This window comes from Rhodococcus sp. IEGM 1406 (assembly GCF_030056745.1).
Classification (GTDB): domain Bacteria; phylum Actinomycetota; class Actinomycetes; order Mycobacteriales; family Mycobacteriaceae; genus Rhodococcus_F; species Rhodococcus_F erythropolis.
Map to the genome: position 1 here is coordinate 99,418 of NZ_JASHKO010000004.1, position 21,490 is coordinate 120,907.

General features: G+C 63.2%; 21 protein-coding genes. 5 read left to right on the forward strand and 16 right to left on the reverse strand.

The genetic code is table 11. The annotated features are described in order from the left end of the window. Positions 1-8 precede the first annotated feature (8 nt). From QM596_RS19320 to QM596_RS19355, 8 genes are all read right to left on the reverse strand, one after another. A complete protein-coding gene (locus tag QM596_RS19320; RefSeq protein ID WP_283309696.1) occupies positions 9-260 on the reverse strand; it encodes a hypothetical protein in 252 nt (83 codons plus the stop codon). Beyond that, on the reverse strand, positions 257-892 hold the full coding sequence (hisH, locus tag QM596_RS19325) for an imidazole glycerol phosphate synthase subunit HisH (RefSeq protein ID WP_003942389.1): 636 nt from the start codon (positions 890-892) through the stop codon (positions 257-259). Before hisH ends, QM596_RS19320 begins: the two co-directional genes overlap by 4 nt. 9 nt (positions 893-901) lie before the next feature. Next, positions 902-2,023, reverse strand: a complete 1,122-nt coding sequence (locus tag QM596_RS19330; RefSeq protein ID WP_024487482.1) for an MFS transporter — start codon at positions 2,021-2,023, stop codon at positions 902-904. A 44-nt stretch (positions 2,024-2,067) separates the two neighbouring features. Beyond that, positions 2,068-2,217, reverse strand: a complete 150-nt coding sequence (locus QM596_RS19335; protein ID WP_007732248.1) for a CG2302 family histidine operon protein — start codon at positions 2,215-2,217, stop codon at positions 2,068-2,070. After that, positions 2,214-2,828, reverse strand: a complete 615-nt coding sequence (gene hisB, locus QM596_RS19340) for an imidazoleglycerol-phosphate dehydratase HisB (protein WP_283309697.1) — start codon at positions 2,826-2,828, stop codon at positions 2,214-2,216. The genes QM596_RS19335 and hisB overlap by 4 nt, the downstream gene beginning before the upstream one ends. Continuing rightward, positions 2,825-3,967: a histidinol-phosphate transaminase gene (locus QM596_RS19345; protein ID WP_019748776.1), complete on the reverse strand. Its 1,143-nt coding sequence runs from the start codon at positions 3,965-3,967 to the stop codon at positions 2,825-2,827. The genes hisB and QM596_RS19345 overlap by 4 nt, the downstream gene beginning before the upstream one ends. After that, the gene (gene hisD / locus QM596_RS19350) at positions 3,964-5,286 is read right to left on the reverse strand and encodes a histidinol dehydrogenase (protein WP_020908000.1); all 1,323 of its coding nucleotides are present in this window, start codon (positions 5,284-5,286) and stop codon (positions 3,964-3,966) included. The genes QM596_RS19345 and hisD overlap by 4 nt, the downstream gene beginning before the upstream one ends. 152 nt (positions 5,287-5,438) lie before the next feature. Then, entirely contained in the window at positions 5,439-5,984 is a 546-nt protein-coding gene (locus QM596_RS19355) for a hypothetical protein (protein WP_283309698.1), read from the reverse strand. 55 nt (positions 5,985-6,039) lie between these two features. Here QM596_RS19355 and QM596_RS19360 point away from each other — a divergent pair, with 55 nt between their 5' ends. The 3 genes from QM596_RS19360 (at position 6,040) to QM596_RS19370 (ending at position 11,199) form a co-directional block, all read left to right on the forward strand. Next, positions 6,040-9,309, forward strand: coding sequence for an arabinosyltransferase domain-containing protein (locus QM596_RS19360; RefSeq protein WP_502943409.1), 3,270 nt, complete (start codon positions 6,040-6,042; stop codon positions 9,307-9,309). Between the two features lie 140 nt (positions 9,310-9,449). Then, positions 9,450-10,703, forward strand: a complete 1,254-nt coding sequence (locus QM596_RS19365; RefSeq protein WP_283309929.1) for a glycoside hydrolase family 1 protein — start codon at positions 9,450-9,452, stop codon at positions 10,701-10,703. Between the two features lie 46 nt (positions 10,704-10,749). Then, a complete protein-coding gene (locus QM596_RS19370; RefSeq protein WP_020969792.1) occupies positions 10,750-11,199 on the forward strand; it encodes a DUF8021 domain-containing protein in 450 nt (149 codons plus the stop codon). Here QM596_RS19370 and QM596_RS19375 read toward each other — a convergent pair. Beyond that, positions 11,177-11,980 (reverse strand): AraC family transcriptional regulator, encoded by an 804-nt coding sequence (locus QM596_RS19375; RefSeq protein ID WP_283309700.1) that lies wholly within the window; start codon positions 11,978-11,980, stop codon positions 11,177-11,179. The genes QM596_RS19370 and QM596_RS19375 overlap by 23 nt on opposite strands. Before the next feature lie 92 nt (positions 11,981-12,072). Here QM596_RS19375 and QM596_RS19380 point away from each other — a divergent pair, with 92 nt between their 5' ends. Then, the gene (locus QM596_RS19380; RefSeq protein WP_230091162.1) at positions 12,073-12,876 is read left to right on the forward strand and encodes a sulfite exporter TauE/SafE family protein; all 804 of its coding nucleotides are present in this window, start codon (positions 12,073-12,075) and stop codon (positions 12,874-12,876) included. Here QM596_RS19380 and QM596_RS19385 read toward each other — a convergent pair. Both QM596_RS19385 and QM596_RS19390 read right to left on the reverse strand, forming a co-directional pair. Continuing rightward, positions 12,873-13,496 (reverse strand): dihydrofolate reductase family protein, encoded by a 624-nt coding sequence (locus tag QM596_RS19385; RefSeq protein ID WP_283309701.1) that lies wholly within the window; start codon positions 13,494-13,496, stop codon positions 12,873-12,875. The genes QM596_RS19380 and QM596_RS19385 overlap by 4 nt on opposite strands. Next, positions 13,490-14,146 (reverse strand): nitroreductase family protein, encoded by a 657-nt coding sequence (locus QM596_RS19390; protein ID WP_133727457.1) that lies wholly within the window; start codon positions 14,144-14,146, stop codon positions 13,490-13,492. The genes QM596_RS19385 and QM596_RS19390 overlap by 7 nt, the downstream gene beginning before the upstream one ends. 110 nt (positions 14,147-14,256) lie before the next feature. Between QM596_RS19390 and QM596_RS19395 the strand changes: the two genes are divergently transcribed. Continuing rightward, positions 14,257-14,886: a LysE family transporter gene (locus QM596_RS19395; RefSeq protein ID WP_020908008.1), complete on the forward strand. Its 630-nt coding sequence runs from the start codon at positions 14,257-14,259 to the stop codon at positions 14,884-14,886. Positions 14,887-14,907: 21 nt separating this feature from the next. On the opposite strand, the gene QM596_RS19400 is transcribed toward QM596_RS19395, so the two are convergent. The 5 genes from QM596_RS19400 to QM596_RS19420 all read right to left on the reverse strand — a co-directional run bounded on the left by QM596_RS19400 (position 14,908) and on the right by QM596_RS19420 (position 21,432). After that, the gene (locus QM596_RS19400) at positions 14,908-15,579 is read right to left on the reverse strand and encodes a DUF1345 domain-containing protein (protein ID WP_113684127.1); all 672 of its coding nucleotides are present in this window, start codon (positions 15,577-15,579) and stop codon (positions 14,908-14,910) included. A gap of 68 nt (positions 15,580-15,647) precedes the next feature. Next, the gene (locus tag QM596_RS19405) at positions 15,648-16,967 is read right to left on the reverse strand and encodes a lipase family protein (protein WP_133727458.1); all 1,320 of its coding nucleotides are present in this window, start codon (positions 16,965-16,967) and stop codon (positions 15,648-15,650) included. Between the two features lie 20 nt (positions 16,968-16,987). Further along, positions 16,988-18,319 (reverse strand): class I SAM-dependent methyltransferase, encoded by a 1,332-nt coding sequence (locus QM596_RS19410; RefSeq protein WP_151530774.1) that lies wholly within the window; start codon positions 18,317-18,319, stop codon positions 16,988-16,990. Between the two features lie 144 nt (positions 18,320-18,463). Continuing rightward, complete coding sequence (locus QM596_RS19415) at positions 18,464-20,038, reverse strand: pyridoxal phosphate-dependent decarboxylase family protein (RefSeq protein WP_198538458.1); 1,575 nt, start codon at positions 20,036-20,038, stop codon at positions 18,464-18,466. After that, on the reverse strand, positions 20,035-21,432 hold the full coding sequence (locus tag QM596_RS19420; protein ID WP_283309706.1) for an MFS transporter: 1,398 nt from the start codon (positions 21,430-21,432) through the stop codon (positions 20,035-20,037). Before QM596_RS19420 ends, QM596_RS19415 begins: the two co-directional genes overlap by 4 nt. Positions 21,433-21,490: the final 58 nt, after the last annotated feature.

The window sequence follows — 21,490 nt, forward strand, 5'->3', positions numbered from 1 at the left end:
CTAGTAGGTCAGGACCTCGAACCGTCTTCCGGGTCACCGAACGCTTTTCGGGTCATCCGCTTGGATACGACGCCCATTGCCGCGATCGCAGCAACGACCCCCACGAGACCGATCGCGAGACCGACACCCGGCGAGGGTTTGAGCACGACGATGACGACGGTGGCGACCACCAACGCAGCCACAGCGGCGCCGAGCGAGAACAACGCCAGACGAGCGAGGGAAAAGTCGTCGCCACGGTTCGGGCCGGAACTCCCGGTCACAAACTCTGCACCCAGTTGCTCAGCAACTCGGCGCCTGCGTCGCCGGATTTCTCGGGGTGGAACTGCGTTGCCGACAACGCACCGTTCTCGACGGCAGCGAGGAACTTTCCGCCGTGATCTGCCCACGTCAGCTTCGGAGGTGCGATGTGCTCGGACGGCGCGAGCTCCCAACTCTGCACACCGTACGAGTGAACGAAGTAGAAGCGGGTGTCGGCGTCGATACCCTTGAACAGCGTGCTCGACTCCGGAGCCTCCACGGTGTTCCAGCCCATGTGCGGCAAAACCTCTGCTTGCAGCCTCTCGACGGTGCCAGGCCATTCGCCGCAGCCCTCCGCCTCGACACCGAATTCGACTCCCCTGTCGAACAGAATCTGCATGCCGACGCAGATACCCAGCACCGGTCGGCCACCGGCCAAGCGTCTACCGATGATTCGGTCACCCTGGACTGCGCGCAGACCTTCCATGCAGGCCGCGAACGCACCGACGCCGGGCACCACCAGACCGTCGGCCGCCAATGCAACCTTCATATCGTTGGTCACCTCCACCTGCGCCCCGGTGCGCGCCAGTGCGCGAGTAGCCGAATGCAGGTTGCCGGAGCCGTAATCGAGTACAGCAATCGTGGAAGCGCTCATGCCCCAACTCTATCGGGCAACCCTGCTGCCGATCACTTTGCCGCCCGCGGCCAGTGCCGGGAGCAGAGCGACAACGACCGCGGAGACCGCGAAGACCCACGCATAGCCGGCAGTCGTGGCCACGAATCCCAACGCCAGTGCACCGATTCCGGTGCCGGCGTCGTAGCCGATGTTCCAGATCGCGCTGGCGGATCCGAGTTGCCTCGGCCCGGCAGCCTGAAACGCCATGACCAAGGATTCGTTCTGCACCGCCCCGAACCCGAGCCCGAAAAGGACCGCCGCGCAGAACAAGACCGGCGTCGACCCGCCGTCGACGTTGATCGCGAACAGCACCAATCCGATGGTCGACGACGCCAATGCCGGCGCGAGTGTCCGACCACTGCCGAGACGATCGGCGATCAGGCCCGCCGAGTACCGGCCGATCAACATCGATCCACTGGCGGTCGCCAACACCACACCTGCAACGGCCGCGCGCTCCGAGATTGCGATCGGCAGTAGAGACGACAGCCCGCCGAACGACGCGGACACACACGCCAGAGCGAGCACCGGGACCAAGACGACGAACACACTCAACCGGGCGGATTCGCCGGTGGGCTGGGCGAAGATCTTCGGCAACCCGGCAATGGCCACCAGCGCGAGTGCCGGGATCAGCGCACCGAGAACGAACACCGGTGTTGCCGACCACCGTTCCATGATCGCAAGCCCCAGCGGAAGCCCCGCCATTTGTGACGCTGCGATCGCGATTCCCTGAGCGCCGGTGGCACGGCCCAGAATTCGTTTGGGCGCCAACTCCGCCACGAGCGCACTGCCGGCAACAGTCAGCATGCCGAAACCGATTCCTCGCACCGCGGAAACCGCCAGGACGGGGCCGGCGTCGGCCGAGATCAACAGCACCAACGACGGTGGACCGAGGAGCAGACATCCGACCGCCAGCACGCGCCGGTAGCCCTGCGTCCGCAACAACCGAGGCACGAGCAGTTGCGTCACGACCGTGGCCGCCATGAAGACACCGGTCACCGATCCGGCGAGTGCATCCGATCCGCCGGAATGCGCAACCAGCAACGGCACCACCGGCAACAGCAACGACCAGCCACCGAAAGCTGCCGCCGCCATGATCAGGACACCGATCATGCCCGGAGTGCGAAGCAACCCCGGCGATGGAGCAGGATCTCGCGTCACAGACGCAGTGCGCCCGCTACCGCCGCCAGAACCGCCAACGCCAGAAGGATTCCCGACGCAAGCTTGTTGACCTTGAACATCGAGTAGGCGCCGCCCACGGCAATACCCGCGCCGATGAACAGCAAGTAGGTGAAGAGGACGCTCACAGTTTGCCCTTCGTCGACGGCACGCCACTCACGCGCGGATCCGGCTCGACCGCCTCACGCAGAGCGCGCGCAACGGCCTTGTACTCGGCTTCGGTGATGTGATGCTGATCGCGGCCGTACAGAACCCGAACGTGCAGTGCGATACGTGCATTCAATGCGATCGACTCGAACACGTGGCGGTTGATCACCGCGTGATACGGAACACCCGGGTACCCGCCGATGACGGAATGCACCATGTAGTCGGGCTCACCGGTGTGCACGCAGTAAGGGCGACCGGAGACATCGACCGACGCGTGCGCCAACGTTTCGTCCATCGGGATGAAAGCGTCGCCGAAACGACGGATGCCCTTCTTGTCGCCGAGTGCCTGGCCGAGCGCCTGGCCGAAAACGATCGCGGTGTCCTCGACGGTGTGGTGGGCGTCGATCTCGACGTCACCCTTCGCCTTGACGTCCAGATCGAAGCTGGCGTGCGTACCCAAGGCATTGAGCATGTGGTCGAAGAACGGAACGCCGGTGGAGACGTCGACGATGCCGGTCCCGTCCAGATTCAGTTCGACGACGATGCTTGATTCCCGAGTTGTTCGTTCAATCCGCGCGATGCGATCGCTCATGCCGTCTCTCCTGAATTCGTGTCGACCAGCTGGGTGCCTGCGATTTCGTCACTGGCCTTGATGAACGCGTCGTTCTCGGCTTCGAGTCCCACGGTGGCCCGCAGATATCCGGGGATGCCGATGTCGCGGATGAGAACCCCGCGGTCGAGGTATTCCTTCCACGCCTGTGCGCTGTCGGTGAACTGACCGAACAAGATGAAGTTCGCGTCACTGGGAATCACTCGGAAACCGGTGTCCGCCAGTGCCTTCGACACCCGATCACGCTCGGCGGACAAGGCGTGGACACTGCCGAGGGTCTCGTCGGCGTGACGCAGGGCGGCACGTGCCGCCGCTTGCGTGACCACCGAGAGGTGATACGGCAAGCGCACCAACAACAGTGCGTCGATGAACGCGGGAGCGGCGGCGAGGTAGCCGAGTCGGCCACCGGCAAACGCGAAAGCCTTGCTCATGGTGCGGGTCACAACCAGCTTGGCCGGGAACTCGTCGATCAGCGTCATCGCGCTGGGGGCAGCGGAGAACTCCGCGTACGCCTCGTCGACGATCACGATGCCCGGCGCCACGTCGAGGATGCGTCGTAGTTCCGCAATACCGACGCTGTGTCCGGTCGGGTTGTTGGGACTGGTCACGAACACGACGTCCGGTCGACGTTCCTCGATCACTGTGACGGCAGCATCCACGTCGAGTGCGAAGTCGTCCCGACGGAAGACCTCGACCCACTCGGTATCGGTACCGTCGGCGATGATCGGGTGCATCGAATACGAGGGAACAAAACCCATCGCGCTACGTCCCGGACCTGCGAATGCCTGCAACAGCTGCTGCAGAATCTCGTTCGATCCGTTTGCCGCCCACAGATTGTCGACGGTGACCGGTACACCCGTCTGCTTCGACAGGTACGCCGCCAGATCCGTCCGCAACGCGACAGCGTCACGGTCGGGGTAGCGGTGCAGTTCCTTCGCGGCTTCGCGCACGGATTCGGCGACATCGTCGATGAGCGCCTGCGTCGGCGGATGCGGGTTCTCGTTCGTGTTGAGCTGAACAGGCACCGTCAATTGCGGTGCGCCGTATGCCGACTTTCCACGCAGGTTCTCGCGAATCGGAAGGGCGTCGACCGTAATCGATTCTCCAGGAGCACTACTCATCGCAGAGCCTCGAATCGCAGACGCACAGCCTCGCCGTGAGCGGGCAGGTCCTCCGCGTTGGCGAGCGTGATGACGTGTCCGGCAACGTCTTTCAGAGCCGACTCGGAGTAGTCGATCACGTGGATCCCACGCAAGAAGGTCTGCACGCTCAGACCGGAGGAGTGACGTGCACACCCGGCCGTCGGCAGAACGTGGTTGGAGCCGGCGCAGTAGTCGCCGAGGCTGACCGGCGCCCATGGGCCGACGAACACGGCACCAGCGCTGGTGACCTGAGCTGCGACACCGGTTGCGTCCTCGGTCTGAATCTCGAGGTGCTCGGCCGCATAAGCGTTGACGACGCGCAGACCAGCGGAAACATCAGAAACCAGCACCGTGCCCGACTGGCTGCCGGTCAGTGCCGTGGTGACGCGTTCGCGGTGCTTGGTGATCTCGAGCTGCGCAGCCAGAGCCTTGTCGACGGCGTCGGCCAATTCGACGCTGGTCGTGACAAGAACGCTGGCGGCCATCACGTCGTGCTCGGCCTGGCTGATGAGGTCGGCGGCAACGTGGACCGGGTCAGCGGTGTGGTCGGCGAGGATCGCGATCTCGGTGGGACCGGCTTCCGCGTCGATGCCGACCAGTCCGCGGCACAGACGCTTTGCGGCAGTGACATAAATGTTGCCGGGACCGGTGATGAGGTCGACCGGGACAAGCTCGGTTCCATCGGTGTCGGTTCCGCCGTAGGTAAGGAGGGCGACGCCCTGCCCGCCGCCGACGGCCCACACCTCGTCGACGCCGAGCATGGCTGCGGCGGCAAGAATGGTCGGGTGCGGCAATCCGCCGAAGTCGGCTTGGGGCGGCGAGGCGACAACAAGCGACCCGACGCCGGCCGTCTGAGCCGGCACGACGTTCATGACAACGCTCGACGGGTACACGGCATTGCCGCCGGGTACGTACAGCCCGACGCGCTCGACCGGCACCCAACGCTCGGTGACCGTGCCACCCGGAACGACCTCGGTGACGGTGTCCTTGCGACGCTGATCGGCGTGCACCTTGCGGGTGCGCTCGATCGCAACCTCGAGGGCTTCCTTGACTGCGGGGTCGAGTTCACGAAGTGCGCGCTCGAGCTCGGCTGCGGGTACACGAACCGAAGCCGGACGAACGCCGTCGAACTTCTCGCCGAACTCGAGGGCGGCTTCTGCCCCGCGATCACGAACAGCTTCGACCATCGGGCGAACCTGATGCAGCACCGCGTCCACATCCACTCCACCTCGGGGAAGCGCGGCGCGAAGTTCGGCCGTGGATGGGGTACGACCACGCAGGTCGGTGCGGGCAAGCATGAGAGTTCCTCTCGTACGCAAACGGGGTGCCTGTGCAAGCGGCAGCAAACCGGTCCGGCATTACAGGCCTGAACAACGCGCCTGAAATACAGAACTGATGTCAATTATCCAGGATAGGCGCACCCCATTTTTCACCGGTCCACCTGCGACGCTCACTGCAGGTCCGGCGCCCGCCGCCGGGCGAGTTCGATCAGCTCGTCCCTTCGGTCGGTCGCCACCGAGATTTCGCGTCCGTCGTGCAGACGAAAGCGGACCCCGGCGCCGGGTGACGCGAGAATTACCCGCATACCTGGGCCGGTCATTCGATAACCGATTCCGGAGCCCATCCCGATATGTACTGCAGTTGCAGACACAACTTCGTCCCACCGAAATACCTGACGCAGCCCCGGAGAAAGCGCGATCGACACTCGTTCGACGTCTGTGGTGATGATCACGCGCACCTTCCACATGTACGCGGCCAACCCGAAGGACAGGACCGCGGACAACGCGGCGCCGACGTAGCCCGCCGGGTCGTGTTCCACGATCGCCGCGAACCCGCAGACAATCACCAGGACAATTCCGAGGACGACGCACAATGCGGCCGTCGAACGCCGCAGTAGTGGGCTCAACGAAATGGACTCGTGAACTTCGTGCACAGCACCGCCGCCTCGATCGCCGACAACCCCCGCACCGCGGAACGGCACCGGGAACACGACCATCCCATTACTCGCGCTTTTATAACAAACACGTCACGCACAGCTAGGGTCCAAAGTCGTGACAGACAGTGACGTGGCCACGACCGCACCTCCGGCCTTGCCGACCCCTCAGCGATCCAGCGGACCGAACCGAGCACGGATCGTTGCGATTGTCGCATCGATCCTCGGCATAGTTTTGTGCGGATCAGTGCCGTTCCTGCCGATCGAGCAGGACACAGCCGTCGTCAACTGGCCGCAGGCCGGGTCGACGAAAAGCGTCGAGGCGCCATTGGTCTCGTACACACCGCTGCGCATGGAGGCATCGATCCCGTGCGCGTCGATCAGCGAGTTGGCCGCCACCGGCGGAACACTCGTCTCGACGGCTCCCCCGGGTGCCGCCGATGCGCGCCGCTACGGATTTGTTGCCACTGTCTCCCCCGAATCCGCCGACGCTCCCGCTCGGGTCGACTTTGTCCTGCGCGATCAAGTGCTGCTCTCGACACCCGTTGCTGATCTGCAAACTGGATGCGCACTCACGCTCGCCGCCGAGCCGACCCGAACCACCTTCAGCGCCACCGGTTCCGAACCGCGCGTCATCGAGGGCGACAGCCGACCACAGGTAGTCGGCGTCTTCAGCGACCTCGATTCGGCATCAGCCGGTTTGAACGTCTCGATCGAGGCGGACTCTCGCTTCACGTCGAGCCCGTCGGTGATCAAGACTCTCGCCATGATTCTCGGGGCACTCACGGCTGTCGTGTCCCTCTTCGCGCTGCACCGCCTCGACAACCGCGACGGCCGGGGCACACGCAAATTTCTGCCCGCCCGATGGTGGAAGTTCACCGTCCTCGACGGCGTCGTCGTCGGAACTCTGGTGCTCTGGCACTTCATCGGCGCTACCACCACCGATGACGGCTACCAGTTCACGATGGCCAGGGCCTCCGAGCAATCGGGCTACATGTCCAACTATTTCCGGTGGTTCGCGGTCCCCGAGACCCCGTTCGGAACGCCGTACTACAACATCCTCGGACTCCTGGCGCACGTCAGCACTGCAAGCCCCTGGGTTCGTCTGCCTGCTCTGTTGGCAGGCATCATCACCTGGCTCGTCATCAGCCGCGAGGTCGCGCCTCGACTGGGAGCCGCAATTCGCGGAAACCGGCTCGCCCTGTGGACCGGCGCGCTTGTCTTCCTCGCGTTCTGGCTTCCGTTCAACAACGGACTGCGTCCCGAGCCGATCGTTGCTCTCGGCGTCCTGCTGACGTGGTGCTCGATCGAGCGGGCCGTCGCGACGAGACGACTTCTACCGGTCGCAGTCGCGATCCTGATCGCCGGATTCACCTTGACTGCCGGGCCTTCCGGCCTCATCTGCTTCGCCGCACTGATCGCCGGAATCCGCCCGATCATGCGCATCATCATCGAACGTGCCCGCACCACCGGTTACGTCGCGGCCGTCGGGCCACTGCTAGCTGCCGGATTGTCGATTCTCATCCCCGCGTTCGGCGATCAGAGCCTCGCCGCCGTCATCGAGATGCAGCGCGTCCACTCGATCTCGCCGAATCAGCCCTGGTTCGACGAGTACCTCCGCTACCAATACCTCTTCAACATCTCCGTCGACGGTTCTCTGACTCGCAGATTCGGTGTGTTCGTCATGGTTCTGTGCCTTGGCGTCTGCACCGCGATGATGCTGCGCAAGGGCGGCCGGATTCCCGGTTTGGCCGCCGGTCCGTCACGCCGCGTCGTGGGGGTGACGATCGGCGCACTGCCACTGCTGATGTTCTCGCCGACCAAGTGGACGCACCACTTCGGAATCTTTGCCGGACTCACCGCCGTTCTGGCGATGATGACGGCGGTCGCCGTGGGTACAAAACTCCTGCGCTCGCCGCGCAATCGGGCCCTCTTCGCGGCAGCCGTACTGTTTCTCCTGGCTGTCGCATTCACCGGCAGCAACAGCTATTACTACGTGTCCAGCTACAGCGTTCCGTGGTGGGACAAGCCGGTGTCGATCAGCGGACTCGGCGCGAGCACCGTCCTCCTCGGGCTGACGGTGCTGATGCTCGGCGTCGCCGCGTGGTACTTCTTCCGTGAGCCGTACACCACCGGGAAGGAACCGTCCGCGAAGCACGCTCGACTGCTTGCCATCTCGCCACTGACGATTGCCGCAGGTGCCATGGTCCTCTTCGAGGTGCTGTCCATGGCCAAGGGCGCGGTCACCCAATACCCGGCCTATTCGGTGGGCCGTGCAAACGTCGACGCCGTTCTCGGCCAACACTGCGGACTCGCCAACGACGTTCTGCTCGAGACCGATCCGAACGCCTCGATGCTGACGCCCCTCTCGGGCAGCGTCGCCACAGCACTCTCCGCCGGTGGGGCTACGGGATTCGATCCGAATGGCGTCGCCTCCGACCTTCGAGCAGACAAGGAAGCCACGGCTACCGGCGGCGCGAACACCGTCGATACCTCCGAGGACACCGCCGGTAACTCGGCCGGAACCGGCGGTGGCGCCGGACAGACCGGAGTCAACGGTAGTTCGGTCGCGTTGCCGTTCGGTCTCGACCCGGCGACAACACCCGTCATGGGTAGTTACGGTCAGCCGTCCCCCGGCACTCTGACCAGCGACTGGTACCAACTCCCCGACGTGGGCGAGAACGCCACACGCGGAGACATCATCTCGATTGCAACCGCTGGTCGTGTTCGGTCGGTCGACAAGGACGGAATCGTCACCTACGGCCAGAACGTCGAGGTCGAATACGGAACAGCGCGTGGCGTCGACGATGCCGAAACAGACGCTGTGGAAACACTCGGAAAGATCGCGCCCCTCGACATCGGTCCGGCACCGTCATGGCGGAACCTGCGTGTGCCGCTGGACCAGATTCCCGTCGAAGCCAACAGCATTCGACTTGTCGTCAGCGACTACGACAGCAAGCCCGACCAATGGGTGGCCGTTACCCCGCCGCGGGTTCCGAAGACCCAGAAGCTCAACGACGTCGTCGGTTCGCAGGCGCCCGTCATGCTGGATTGGGCTGTCGGACTGGCATTCCCGTGCCAACGCCCCTTCGATCATCGGGTCGGTATCGCCGAGGTCCCCGAGTATCGGATCCTTCCCGACCATTCCGGCGCGCTCGTGACCAGTGCCTGGCAGGACCACTACGGCGGTGGACCGTTGGGGTGGATCGATCTGCTCCTGACCGCTCAGACCATTCCGTCGTACCTCGACAACGACTGGGCTCGCGACTGGGGTTCGATCGAGAAGTACACACCGATCGATCCGAGTGCAGTGCCTGCCCAGGTCGACGAAGCGACCGTTCAGCGCTCCGGGACGTGGAATCCGGGATCGATGACCATGGTTTTCTGAGCGGAATTTCTGAGCGGCTGGGTCACTGAGTGACACGGTCCAGTCGCGGGCGGATCGGACGAAACGCCTGCGACTGGACACTTGTATGACTTAGTCTCCCAGGCATGGGAGCCCTGTCACGGTCTATTACGCCTGCACTCATGGCACTGACGTGCCTGCTCGGGGCGCTCGCCTTTCCCACTCGCGCCTCGGCGGAGGTACCGGATGACTTCCTCTGGGGCGTTGCCACCTCCGGATTCCAATCAGAAGGTTCGTCACCGGACAGCAACTGGTCTCGATACTCCGATTCCGGACGAACCCACGACAAAATCGGTGATTCGGTCAACTTCCGGCATCGCTACGCCGAGGACATCGACCGGGCGGCCGATCTGGGATCGAAGGTTTTCCGATTCGGCGTCGAGTGGGCGCGAGTTCAGCCCGCCGCCGGGAGCTGGAACGAGGCCGAATTCGCGTACTACGACGACGTGGTGGCTCACATCCGCGCGCGGGGCATGACTCCGATGATCACGCTCGACCACTGGGTGTATCCGGGATGGGTTGTCGATCAAGGCGGCTGGACAAATCCGAAGACGGAAGCCGATTGGCTGGTCAACGCAGAGAAGGTAGTCGAGCGGTACTCCGGAATCGGGGCGCTGTGGATCACGATCAACGAGCCGACTGTGTATGTTCAGCGTGAATTGACCTACGGCGGAATCGCACTCACCCAGGCACCGTCGATGTTCGATTCATTGGTCCGAGCCCACCGGGCGATCTACGACCGCATCCATGTTCTCGATCCCGGTGCCCGCGTGAGCAGTAATTTCTCCTTCATTCCCGGCGTGTCCGAGGCGATCGATTCGGTATTCACGGATCGGGTGCGCGACAAGCTCGACTTTCTCGGGATCGACTACTACTACGGCGTGGCCCTGAATAATCCGACTGCCGCGTACGCCGCACTCGACGAGTTCTACAACGTCACACCACAACCCGAAGGCCTCTACGACGCATTGATGCGGTACTCGGACAAGTATCCGGAGCTCCCCCTCTACATCGTCGAGAACGGCATGCCCACCGACAATGGAGCGCCGCGCGCCGACGGTTACACACGCGCGAATCACTTACGCGATCACATCTATTGGATGGAACGCGCCCGAGAAGACGGTGCCGACGTGATCGGCTACAACTACTGGTCCATCACCGACAACTACGAATGGGGTTCGTACCGACCTCGATTCGGCCTCTACACGGTCGATGTTCTCGGCGATCCCACTGCGGCGCGAATCCCGACCGACGGCGTCGACGCCTACCGCCGGATCATTCACGAGAACGGCGTCGGGGCCGACTACGTGCCCGTCATGGCCCCGGCTTTCTGCTCGCTCGTCGATCCTCCCCGCAGCTGTACGGCTACTCGATGACGGCCGTTTTCCGAAATTCCTCCACACCTCGTCGTTAGGATGTCCCATGCGAACACTGCGAAATATCGCCGGAACTGCCGCTGCCACGGCTGCCCTGATCCTGGTTGCCGGAGGCGCTGCGACAGCAGCCCCCAACCCGGCCGATTCACCCCGCGAGGCGCAGGCACGCGCCTACATCGACGCCCTGGTCTCCCATGACGTTTCCGATGTTCATTTCGCCCCGGATGCGACGCGCGTCGAAGCCGGACTCAAGACGGGGTTCTCCGGACCACAGATGTCCGCCGACCTCGAAAACGGTATCCAATACCGCGTTATCCAGGGCGTACGAGACCTCGAGATGTCGGAAGCCGGGGACATCGTCTCGACCACCTATCTGCTCGACGCGGGAATCGGTGGCACTCGCCTCATGACCGTGGAGATTCGTGAAACCTTCGAAGTCCGTGACGGTCTCATCCACGACGTCGTCGCCCACATCATCCCGGTGTCTGTGTCCTGACGCGCGCCCGATAGCTACTGGGCGGTGCACCCGAAACTCGGGTGCACATCGCTGCGAAGGCAGCCGGCGTCGAGTATCCGAGTTCAGACGCAACGGCTGTCACACTGGCACCGGCAGAGAGTTTCGGGAGCGCGTGAAGAATGCAGGCACGCTGCATCCACGACGACGCGCTCATCCCCGTTTCCGAGATCAGCAAGCGGTGCAGTGTTCGTTCACTGATGTGGAGTTGCTCGGCCCACCGCGTGGGCGAGTCGTGGATCGACGGGCCGGCGAGATACCGCGTGCACAACGCCCGCAATCCCGGGTGCCGAGGCAGCGGAAGTTCCACAGGCAGGGGCGCAAGATCGCGAAGTTCGTGCAGGATCAGCTGAAATACCGCGGCGCCGCGTCCGTGTGCCGGGAAGTCGTCCTCCACGTTCAACTCGACATCCATGTCGACTGCAGCGACGAGCAGCTCACGCAGGAGCGACGACACCGCGACGACTCGGCACCTGACCGGGAACCACGGCGCTGCGGACGGTTCGATGTAGAGGCTTCGCGTGCTTACGCCGTCCATTGTCACGGCATGAGCGACACCGGCGGGAATCATGACCGCATTGGACGGCAGAACCGTCCACTCACCGTCATCGGTTTCGACGTTCATCGCACCGTTCACAGCGAAGAGAAACTGGGCTCGTCGATGTTCGTGGGCGGCCAACACGTGACCGGGTGGGTAGTCGCTTCCGATTGCGAGAACACCGCGAGGTGAGTGATCGACGTCGTTGATCGAAATGTTGCGCACCGGAGGAACCTACCGAGTCCGTGTCTGATTGACAATGGAACGTGGCGAACCTTCGAATGTGCGCCAGCGGAGAAATCGCTACCGTTCATCAAGTGCTTCATTACGCCCTCATCCTTCTCGCTTTCGGCGCCTTGACCGGAGTCACCACCGTTCTGTTCGGATTCGGTGGCGGGTTTGTCACCGTCCCAATCGTTTACGCTGCATCCACACTTCGGGCGGACGCCATCGATCCGATGCATGTCGCCGTCGCATCCTCGGCGGCAGTGATGGTGGTCAATTCACTCAGTGCCACAATCGCATTCAGGAAGTCAGGACGGCTTCGGGCGGAGTACATCAGACCACTGATCGGCCCCGTCGCAGTCGGAGCAGGCCTCGGAGCGGTTGCGGCAGGTCACGTCGACGACGGCGCCGTTCGGATTCTGTTCGTCCTCTACCTCGTGGTCACAATCCTCGACAGCCTTCTGCGACAAGGGTTTCTGACACCACCTGAACCTCGAGAACATCTTGACCGTCACGGCGTCCGCGCTGTCGGGATAGGCATCGGCGCCGTCGCAAGTTTCCTCGGAGTCGGCGGGAGCGTCATGACGGTTCCGATGATGCGTCGCGGCGGAGTTCCGATGGCCGACGCCGCCGCGAGCGCCAACCCGTTGAGCTTGCCTGTCGCCGTCGTCGCGACTGCGGTGTACGCGGCCTCATCAGGGCACAGCACCGCCTCGGATCTGTCAGCGGGCAGGGTCGGCGCAATCGACCTTCTCGCCGTTTGCGCGTTACTGGCCGGCTCTCTACCTGCGATTGCACTGAGCCGGCGAATTGTCGGCGCCATCCCGGACCGGATCCATGCCGCCGCCTACATCGCTCTACTCGCAGTAGTCACGGCGGTGATGATCGCGGCTTAGCGGACGGCGTACCGCAGATAGATGACGCCGCCGTCGAAGGTTTTCTCTTCGAGCAGCCGCAGGTCCAGTCGCCCGCGCGGAAGGGCAGGCAATCCGCCTCCTACGCTGACCGGGCAGACGAACAGTCGGCATTCGTCGACCAGCCCCGCCGCGAATGCACTTGCAGCGATCGTCGGCCCGCCGATCGAGATATCTTGTACCGCTTCGCTCTCGAGCGCACGAACGGCGGCGGCGTCGAAGTCCCGGGCAATCGTTGTGCGCGCCGTCGACACCTCGTTCAGCGTCGTGGAGTACACGATTTTATCGATGCCACCCCAGATCTGAGCGAACTCGACTGTCGCCGACTCGATTCCGGCAAACTCGTCCGGCGCCGAAGAACCTACCGACACGGAAGTACCTTGAAGGTCCTCGTGTGCCATTGTCTCCCAGGGAATCATTGTCTCCCAGGGAATCATCGTCTCGTACATCCGGCGCCCGAGCAGGTACGTGCCGACTCCCCTCTCGAGCTCGTTGACGAACGAATGGACCTGCGCGTCGGGAACCGCCCAGTCGAAGTTCCCCTGCTCATCAGCCACATACCCGTCGATCGAGCAGATCGCCGAGTAGATCAGGCTCACCATCGGTCCACGTGCAGCACGTTGTCGACCGGTTCACGGGCGGCGGGTTTGAACGTCTCGCCGGTGAAGTACGCCGTCGGGATAAGCGCCGCCTGATGGAATCCGGCCGGAACACCCAGCAGCTCGGCAACTTCCGCTTCACGCTGCAGGTGCAATGTCGTCCACGCCGTACCGAGTCCACGTGCCCGTGCGGCCAGAGCGTAACTCCACGCGGCCGGGAGTAGAGAACCCCACAGACCGGCCTGGTTCCCCTCCGGCAACGTCTTACCCGCCTTGATGCACGGAATGAGAAGAACCGGCACCTCGCCCATGTGCTCACCGAGCCACGCGACGCTGGTGCCTACTCGCTGTTGGATCGGCGCGCGATCGGGATCATCGGCGAAGAGTTTTGCCGCCGAACCGTGAGAAGCAAGGTACTCGTCGGTGACTTCCTTGTAGATCTGCCCGACTGCTGCACGCAGTGCCGGATCGGTCACCACCATCCACTGCCACCCCTGGCGATTCGAACCGGAGGGCGCTTGCAGGGCGATCTGGAGGCATTCCTTCACCAGGTCCAACGGCACGGGACGTGTCAGATCCAGACGCTTTCGAACCGTCCGCGTTGTGGTCAGTAATTCGTCGGGTGTCAGGTCGAGTACGGGATACGACGTCATCTCCCGATCATTGCACTGTCGCGAGCAGTGAGCAGGACAGTCCGTCTACACTTTTCTGATCCCGTGCGTGCTGGTTGTCGGGAGTATTCCCCGATCAAAGGACTTTCGACATGAGTTGGCACGTCTGGTTGGCGTTCTTCGGAGCAAGTTGGGTGATCAGCCTGTCACCGGGGGCCGGCGCCATTGCGTCGATGTCGTCAGGGCTTGCCTACGGCTTGCGGCGCGGATACTGGAACATCTTCGGGCTGCAGTTGGGATTGCTGCTGCAGATCGGAATTGTCGCGGCCGGGGTCGGTGCAATTCTCGCCAGTTCGACCGTGGCCTTTTCCTTGATCAAGTGGTTCGGTGTGGCATACCTCGTCTACCTGGGAATCAGGCAGTGGCGATCGGCGCCCACCGAGGTGGAGACCGACGAGGCAACCGCGAGCAGTTCCGGCCCGATGATGATGCTTCGCGGTTTTCTCGTGAACGCGAGCAACCCGAAGGCTGTCGTTTTCATGCTCGCAGTGCTCCCACAATTCCTGGACCCGTCGGCACCGCTGCTTCCGCAGTATCTGATCATCGCCGCCACGATGTGCGCAGTCGACGTGATCGTGATGACCGGATACACCGGGCTGGCCGCACGGGTGCTCACCTTGATGCGATCCCCCAAACAGCAGAGAACCACCAATCGAGTGTTCGCCGGCCTGTTCTTCGGAGCCGCCGGCTTCCTCTCGAGCATCGGACGTGCAGCGGCTTGATCGGTCACACGGCTTGATCGGTCACAGGCCTGCAATCAAGTTGACGACGGACGCCACGATCACCGAACCGAACAGGTACGAGAGCAATGCGTGGCCGAGCGCCATCGCGCGCATGTCCGACGACTTCAAGTTGGTGTCGGAAATCGCGAAGCTCATCCCGACCGTGTACGCCACGTAGGCGAAATCGCTGTACCGCGGCGGTTCTTCCTGATTGAAATCGATTCCGCCGTCGGGGCCGGAGTAGTACAGCCGCGCATAGCCGAGGGCGAAGAGCGTGTGGACCGCCAGCCACGAGATCACGACGCTGCCTACTGCAACCGATGCCGCCACGACTTGGTAGTGATGTCCGTCGGGTGCCGCCAAGAGCAGAAACGCGATACCGACCAGGCTCGCGACGGCAGCGCCGAGAATCAGCAGGTGTGCGACGTTGCGAGCCGGTTCTTCCCGCGTTGCGTGGCTCGCGGTGAGCGTCGCATCGAAGGGCCAGACCAGAATCCACGTCCAGACCGTGAACACCATCGCCGCGACATCCCAGCCGATCAGGAAGGCGAACCGGGGGTAGCCGACCAACGCCGTGACGACGCCTCCAGCGACACCGAGCACCAGACCTGTCGACACTCTCAGCGCTGGCCCGGCACCCAGCTCACTCCGCGGAACCGGGTTGATCGGCAGGTCGTGCGTGCGATCGTTCACGGGCTCAGTCAACCACCGTTCGCAGTGAGACGGTGGTTACGCCGCAAGGTAATCGAGAAGCAGGCGTGTCAGGCGTTGCAGGTGTCGACCAAAGGCTTGCCGTTGAATCTGTCCAGCACGTACTGCAATCCGACACCGAAGTCCGCTACGGCCGGCGCGAGGTGATTGTTACCGCTCCCCGGATTCACTGCAGGCAGGGTGTCGGTGAACAACGTCGCCTCGGCCCCGCGCGCGCACCAGTCCTGAACCAGGCGCCGGGTTTGCTCGTACGGGATGAAATCGTCGTTGAGCGCTCCGTTGACCAGAATCGGCGAGGCCGGGGTTCGCCGCCCGATGCGTTGTTCCTCGATCACCTGCTGGATCTCCGGTACCGATTCCACCACGTCGGCAAGTGGCCGGCCGTCCGTGGTCCACGACGCCGTCGACTGCTTCCCGTACTTGGTTCGGGAATCGATGAGGCATTGCCCGGCGACGTCGGCGAGCACGGACCGGCCGTAGTCGTTGAGTCGAGATTCGATCGGCTCTCGGGCGGCGGGATATCGGTCGAGGACGCCGTTGATCGTGTAGCCGATCGCGGCCATCAGGCCGGTACCGTCGATATGACGCAGAACGCTTGCCAGGTCTGCCGGGGGCGCGCTCGCGTAACTCCCGACCAGATTCAACTCAGGCGCGTATTCGGGTGCCAGTTCGGTTGCAGCGGCAGTGGCGCCGCCGCCCTGCGAATGGCCCCACAGCGCTATCGGATCGTCCTCTCCTGCCTTCGCCAAGGCTCGGGCAGCGCGTGCACCGTCCAACATCGCGTGGGCTTCCTCGGCGCGATTGACGTAGGTATGGATACCGGGTGTTCCGAGTCCGATGTAGTCGGTGACAAACACGCGAACGCCCTGGGCTAGGAATGCGAAAGCAAATGCGGACTCGTAGTTGACACCGACACTGTCCACACCGGCACCGTAGTTCGACGGATTCCCGGGTTCCGCCAGGCGGAGTTGACCGGCAGTGGGGAACATCCTCGACGGCGCGCACTGATCACCTTGGCCCTGCGTGCCCGGACCGATCACGACCGTCGGGCGCGGGCCCGCGCCTGACCACGGGGCAGCCGGCTCCAGGTACGAGCCCGACACAGCAACATTGGATCCGTGGGTGTCGGTACTCGAATACACGATCCGGGTCCCCACACCAGGCACTCCGCCGACGGCACCGGCCAGCGGCAGCGGTTCCGTCCGAATCACCGAGCCCGGATCACCGACGTCGCCCGGAATCGCGTCGTAGAAATCGTTCACAGGTTCGGCGTTCGATATCGGTGTGAACAGTAGCGAGGTCGACAACAGCGCCGATACCGCAACGGCCGAAACCTTCAGTGCCGCGAGGACAACCTTCCGGGTGCTCATGGAAATCCAACGTATAGGCCTCAGTCGACGCGCGGACCGGTTTCGATCTGCGGGACTTCAATCGATCGATACCAACTGCTACGCGAGCGGGCCATGCCACTGGCCCCCCGATCCCCTGGTTTCACGGCCAGGACCTGATGAATCGTAAGCCTGTGCGGCTCCTCGAAACCCAGGGCACTGGCAGCGAGATACAGCAACCAGGTACGCACGCGGGGAGCACCGACCTGTAGGACCGATGCGTCCCAGTTCTCGCGAAGATTCTGTACCCACGCGCGCAGTGTCAAGGCGTAATGCTCGCGCAACGCCTCGCTGTCACGCGTCTCGAAACCTGAAAGTTCGAGCGCATCAATGGTTTTGCTCAGCGGAAGGATCTCACCGTCCGGGAAGATGTACCTGTCGATGAAACTGCGTCCGTCATCGACGTTGTCCGACAAAGACTTCACCGCCGCGATGGCGTGATTGAGCAGACGACCCTGCGGCGCGAGCAGGTCGAAGAGTTTTGCCGTGTACACCGGCAAATTGGCCAGGCCCACATGCTCGGACATGCCGATGCTCGAAATCGCGTCGTACGGGCCGTCGTCGACGTCGCGATAGTCCTGCACCCGAATCTCGATACGATCGGCCAAACCCGCGTCGGCAACTCGTCCCTTGGCGTACTCGACCTGCTCGTTGCTCAGTGACACTCCGACGACGTCGACGCCGTAGTTCTGGGCAGCGTGCAGTGCCATCGATCCCCAGCCACAACCGACGTCGAGCAGTCGCATTCCCGGCTTCAGATCGAGCTTGCGGCAAATCAGATCCAGCTTCGCGTACTGAGCAGCTTCGAGGGATTCGACCCCTTCCGGCCAGTACCCGCACGAATAGACCATGCTCGGCCCGAGAAACATTTCGTAGAAGCGGTTCCCGACGTCGTAGTGATGGGAGACCGTGGCCGAATCGCGTGATTTACTGTGCCGCTTGCCTCGCTTACGACGCATCTCGATCGACGGAGGCGATGGCGGTGGACCCACCGCCCCCAAGCCGGCGAAAGTACCGGCGGCGCGCACCAGCGAGCGCAACGGCAACGCCGACAAACGATTCTCACCGAGCCGCGTGACCAGATCCGGGACATCGAGGAGCGCAAAGATATCGCCGTCTACGTCCAGATCGCCGGACACGTATGCCCTCGCCAGCCCCAATTCGTTGGGAGAGTACAGGACTCGACGTAGGGCACGCCGATTCCGGAAATGTACCCGCGCAGCGGCGTCCGGCGGACCTGCCTCCGAACCGTCCCAACATCGCACGCGAACCGGAAGCGGAACCCCGATCACTTCCTCGAAAACCGTCAAAATTTTGGTCGCGGCACCAGTCACAGATCAACCCCTCCGACAAAGATGGTTAGCCGATGACAGAAAACTTACGCCCGATTCGCGAATCTTTCGCGCCATTTGTCCGAGTTTTGGGCAGTGTTCACAGCAGTTTCGGTATTTATCGAGGTTTCGGTATTCATAGCGGTGTCAGGGCTCCACCAGCCCGGCGAGGAATTCCACCAGCAGTCTCTTAGTCACCTCACGTGGCAGCGATTCCACTGCCGCGAGGACGGCCGCCATGTCCAAGGGAGAATCAGCAGAACCCCGAGGATCCAGCCCCGCCGACCTCAAAGCTGCCGCGACAGCGTCACTTGGCAACGCAAGAACATCGGCGACGGTGACATCGCCACGTTCGAATGCTCCGGCCAACTCTGCCAGTGCCGGCGGCGCCTCGGCTGCCGCCAAGCCGCGAACGTCGTCGGCACCGAGGACGAGCGCATTGGTCAACTCGCCGAGCACCGACTCGGTCACCGGGGTGACGGTGAGGTGGGTTGTTCGAGGCAATACAGTTCCGTCAGGTTGCGTCGACGCCGGCTGCCCTTGAAGGACGAAGCCGCGGGCACCGACAGCGCTGACCCAGCGATGCGGATCGACTCGACGTTCGAGGGGCACCGAACCATCGGTGGCGACCGCGAACAGCGGCCCCACCGGCGAGCCCACGACGCGAAGCCCGTCGATGCTCTGGACCGTTTCGATCAGCGCTCGGGTGGCCCGCTGCGCCCGGGACACCAGTTCGGCGTACCCGGATTGCCCGAGAACTTGCGAAATCGCCCACGCTCCGGCCAGTGCAGCAACGGATTTGGAACCGAGAAGAGTGGGATTGACAACCGGATACCCCGGCCAGTCCGTGAGCCCGAAATACTGCTTGCGATGCAGGTCACGCCCACGGTGCAGCAAGACCGAGACGCCCTTGGGTGAGTATCCGTACTTGTGGAAGTCGACCGACATGCTGGTGACACCGGGCACCTGGAAATCCCAGGGCGGCAGATCACCCCACCACGGCAACGCAAGCCCGCCGATGCAGGCGTCGACATGTAATGGAATCGAATGTGCACGAGCAACTTCCGCGACGTCGGCGATCGGGTCGAGCGCCGCGAACGGGTAATTGGGCGCCGAGACGACGATCAGAACCGTGTCCTTCCGAACTGCCGTCGCAATATCTTGTGCGCCCACGCGCCCCGACGTGGGATCTACGGGTACCAGGATGAGTTCCAGTCCGAGTAGGTGCGCTGCCTTGTGGAAAGCGGCGTGCGCGGTGGTCGGAAGAACCAGCGAACCCTCACCCGGCGGGAGCCCGCGGAAGTCGCGAGCTGCCTTGACGGCCAACACACAACTCTCCGTTCCGCCGCTGGTGACATTTCCGACGACTACTCCTCCGGTGTCTGTGTCTGTGTCTGTATCGGTATCTGCGGCTGGGTCTGAAGCTCCATGGAGGAACTCGCGAGCGAACGCAACCAACTCACGCTCCATCACCGCCGTGGACGGGAACACCGTCGGGTCGAGACCGTTGACCGGCTGAACCAATCGAGCTGCGTCCGCTGCCAACTCGTCGAGGGCTGCGAGACCGCTGTCGTACACGTACGACAGAACCCGGCCTCCGTGCGTCGGGGCGTCCTGCTCACGAAGCGAACGCAGCCGAGTCAAGATGTCGGCCGCCCTCTTCTCGAGGTTCGTGCTCTCGACGATCTTGCCCTGAAGTTCCTCGGCCTGAGTGGAACTCATCGTTCACCTACGTTCTCGTGAGTGGATTCTTGTTCAGTGCGGTAATTCCGCAATACGACCAGGCTGATCGCAACCAGGATCGCCGGCACGACCGAGAAGCCAAGGGCTATCCCGGTCAGCGCTGATTCCGGTTGCACGACAGTCTCGCCCGCAGTTTTCGAAACGAAGCCGGTCACCGCGAGTACACCCAAGAACACCGCGGGCCCCAGAGCAAGGCCTGCGGTTTCCGAGGCTGTCCAGATACCACTGAGCGAACCACCACGTTGGCGTCCACCGATTCGCGCGTCGTCCTCGATGACGTCAGGAAGCATCGCCAACGGGAACACCTGCATGCCGGCATATCCGACGCCGGCAAGGGCGACTGCACCGTAGATCCACGAACCGGCGTTGACAGCCGCAAGGGTCAACAACGCCGTCGCGACGACAAACAGAACCGAGGACACGACGTAGCCGCGAAGCTTTCCGTACCGATGCGAGAACCGATACCACAGCGGCATGACGACGAGAGCTGGTCCGACGAGTGCAACGAACAGACCGGTGAGCGCGCCTTCGCTGCCCATCACATAGGTCGCCAGATATTGCGCACCCGCCAACATCACAGCGGTGGCAAGTGCTTGGAGCACGAAGACGATGACCAGCAATCGGAACGCGCGGGTACGTCGTATCGCGTCGAACCCGTCCCGGTACTGCGAGAGCAACGAGCCGACCGGCGCGTCCGCGTGAGTCACCGTGTGGCGCGCCGCTCCGCGAACTGCCCAGATCATTGCCCCACACATCAGCGCCGACACCCCGATGGCCATGACCAGATAACCGCGTGCTCCGCCCCCGGCAGCGTCGCGAAGTTCCGGTCCACCAGCGCCGATGACCAGAATTGTCAGGGCCAACACCGCAATTCGAACCGATACCAAACGAGTGCGTTCGTGGTAATCGCCGGTCAACTCGGTCGGCAACGCGATATATGGAACCTGAAAGAGGCTGTACGCAATCGCCGCGAGCAGGAAGAAGACGAGCACCCACAACGCCCCGACTCCGGGGCCCGCAGACACGGGGGCTGAGAACGTGAGAATGAAGAGCAACGGCAGTCCCAGAGCGCCTGCAAGCATGAGTGGCACTCGCGTACCAGTTCGATGAGAGCTTCGATCGCTGATCGACCCGATCAGCGGATCGATCAGGACGTCGGCGATTTTCGGGACAATGACTACAAGCGACGCGAGCGCCGCGGCCACGCCGAGCGTATCGGTCAGGTAGTACGCCAGTACCAGACCTGGAAGCACGCCGAATCCACCCGTGCCGACACTTCCCGCTGCGTATCCGGCCACCACACCACGCGAAAGCCTGTCAGGCGATCTACCTTCACGAAGACGTACCGGTTTGTCTGTAGTCACCGTCCACACACTAATGTCACGTCTCCATACCGCGAGGGCAAAAGAATCTCGATGACCAGAAGTCGCT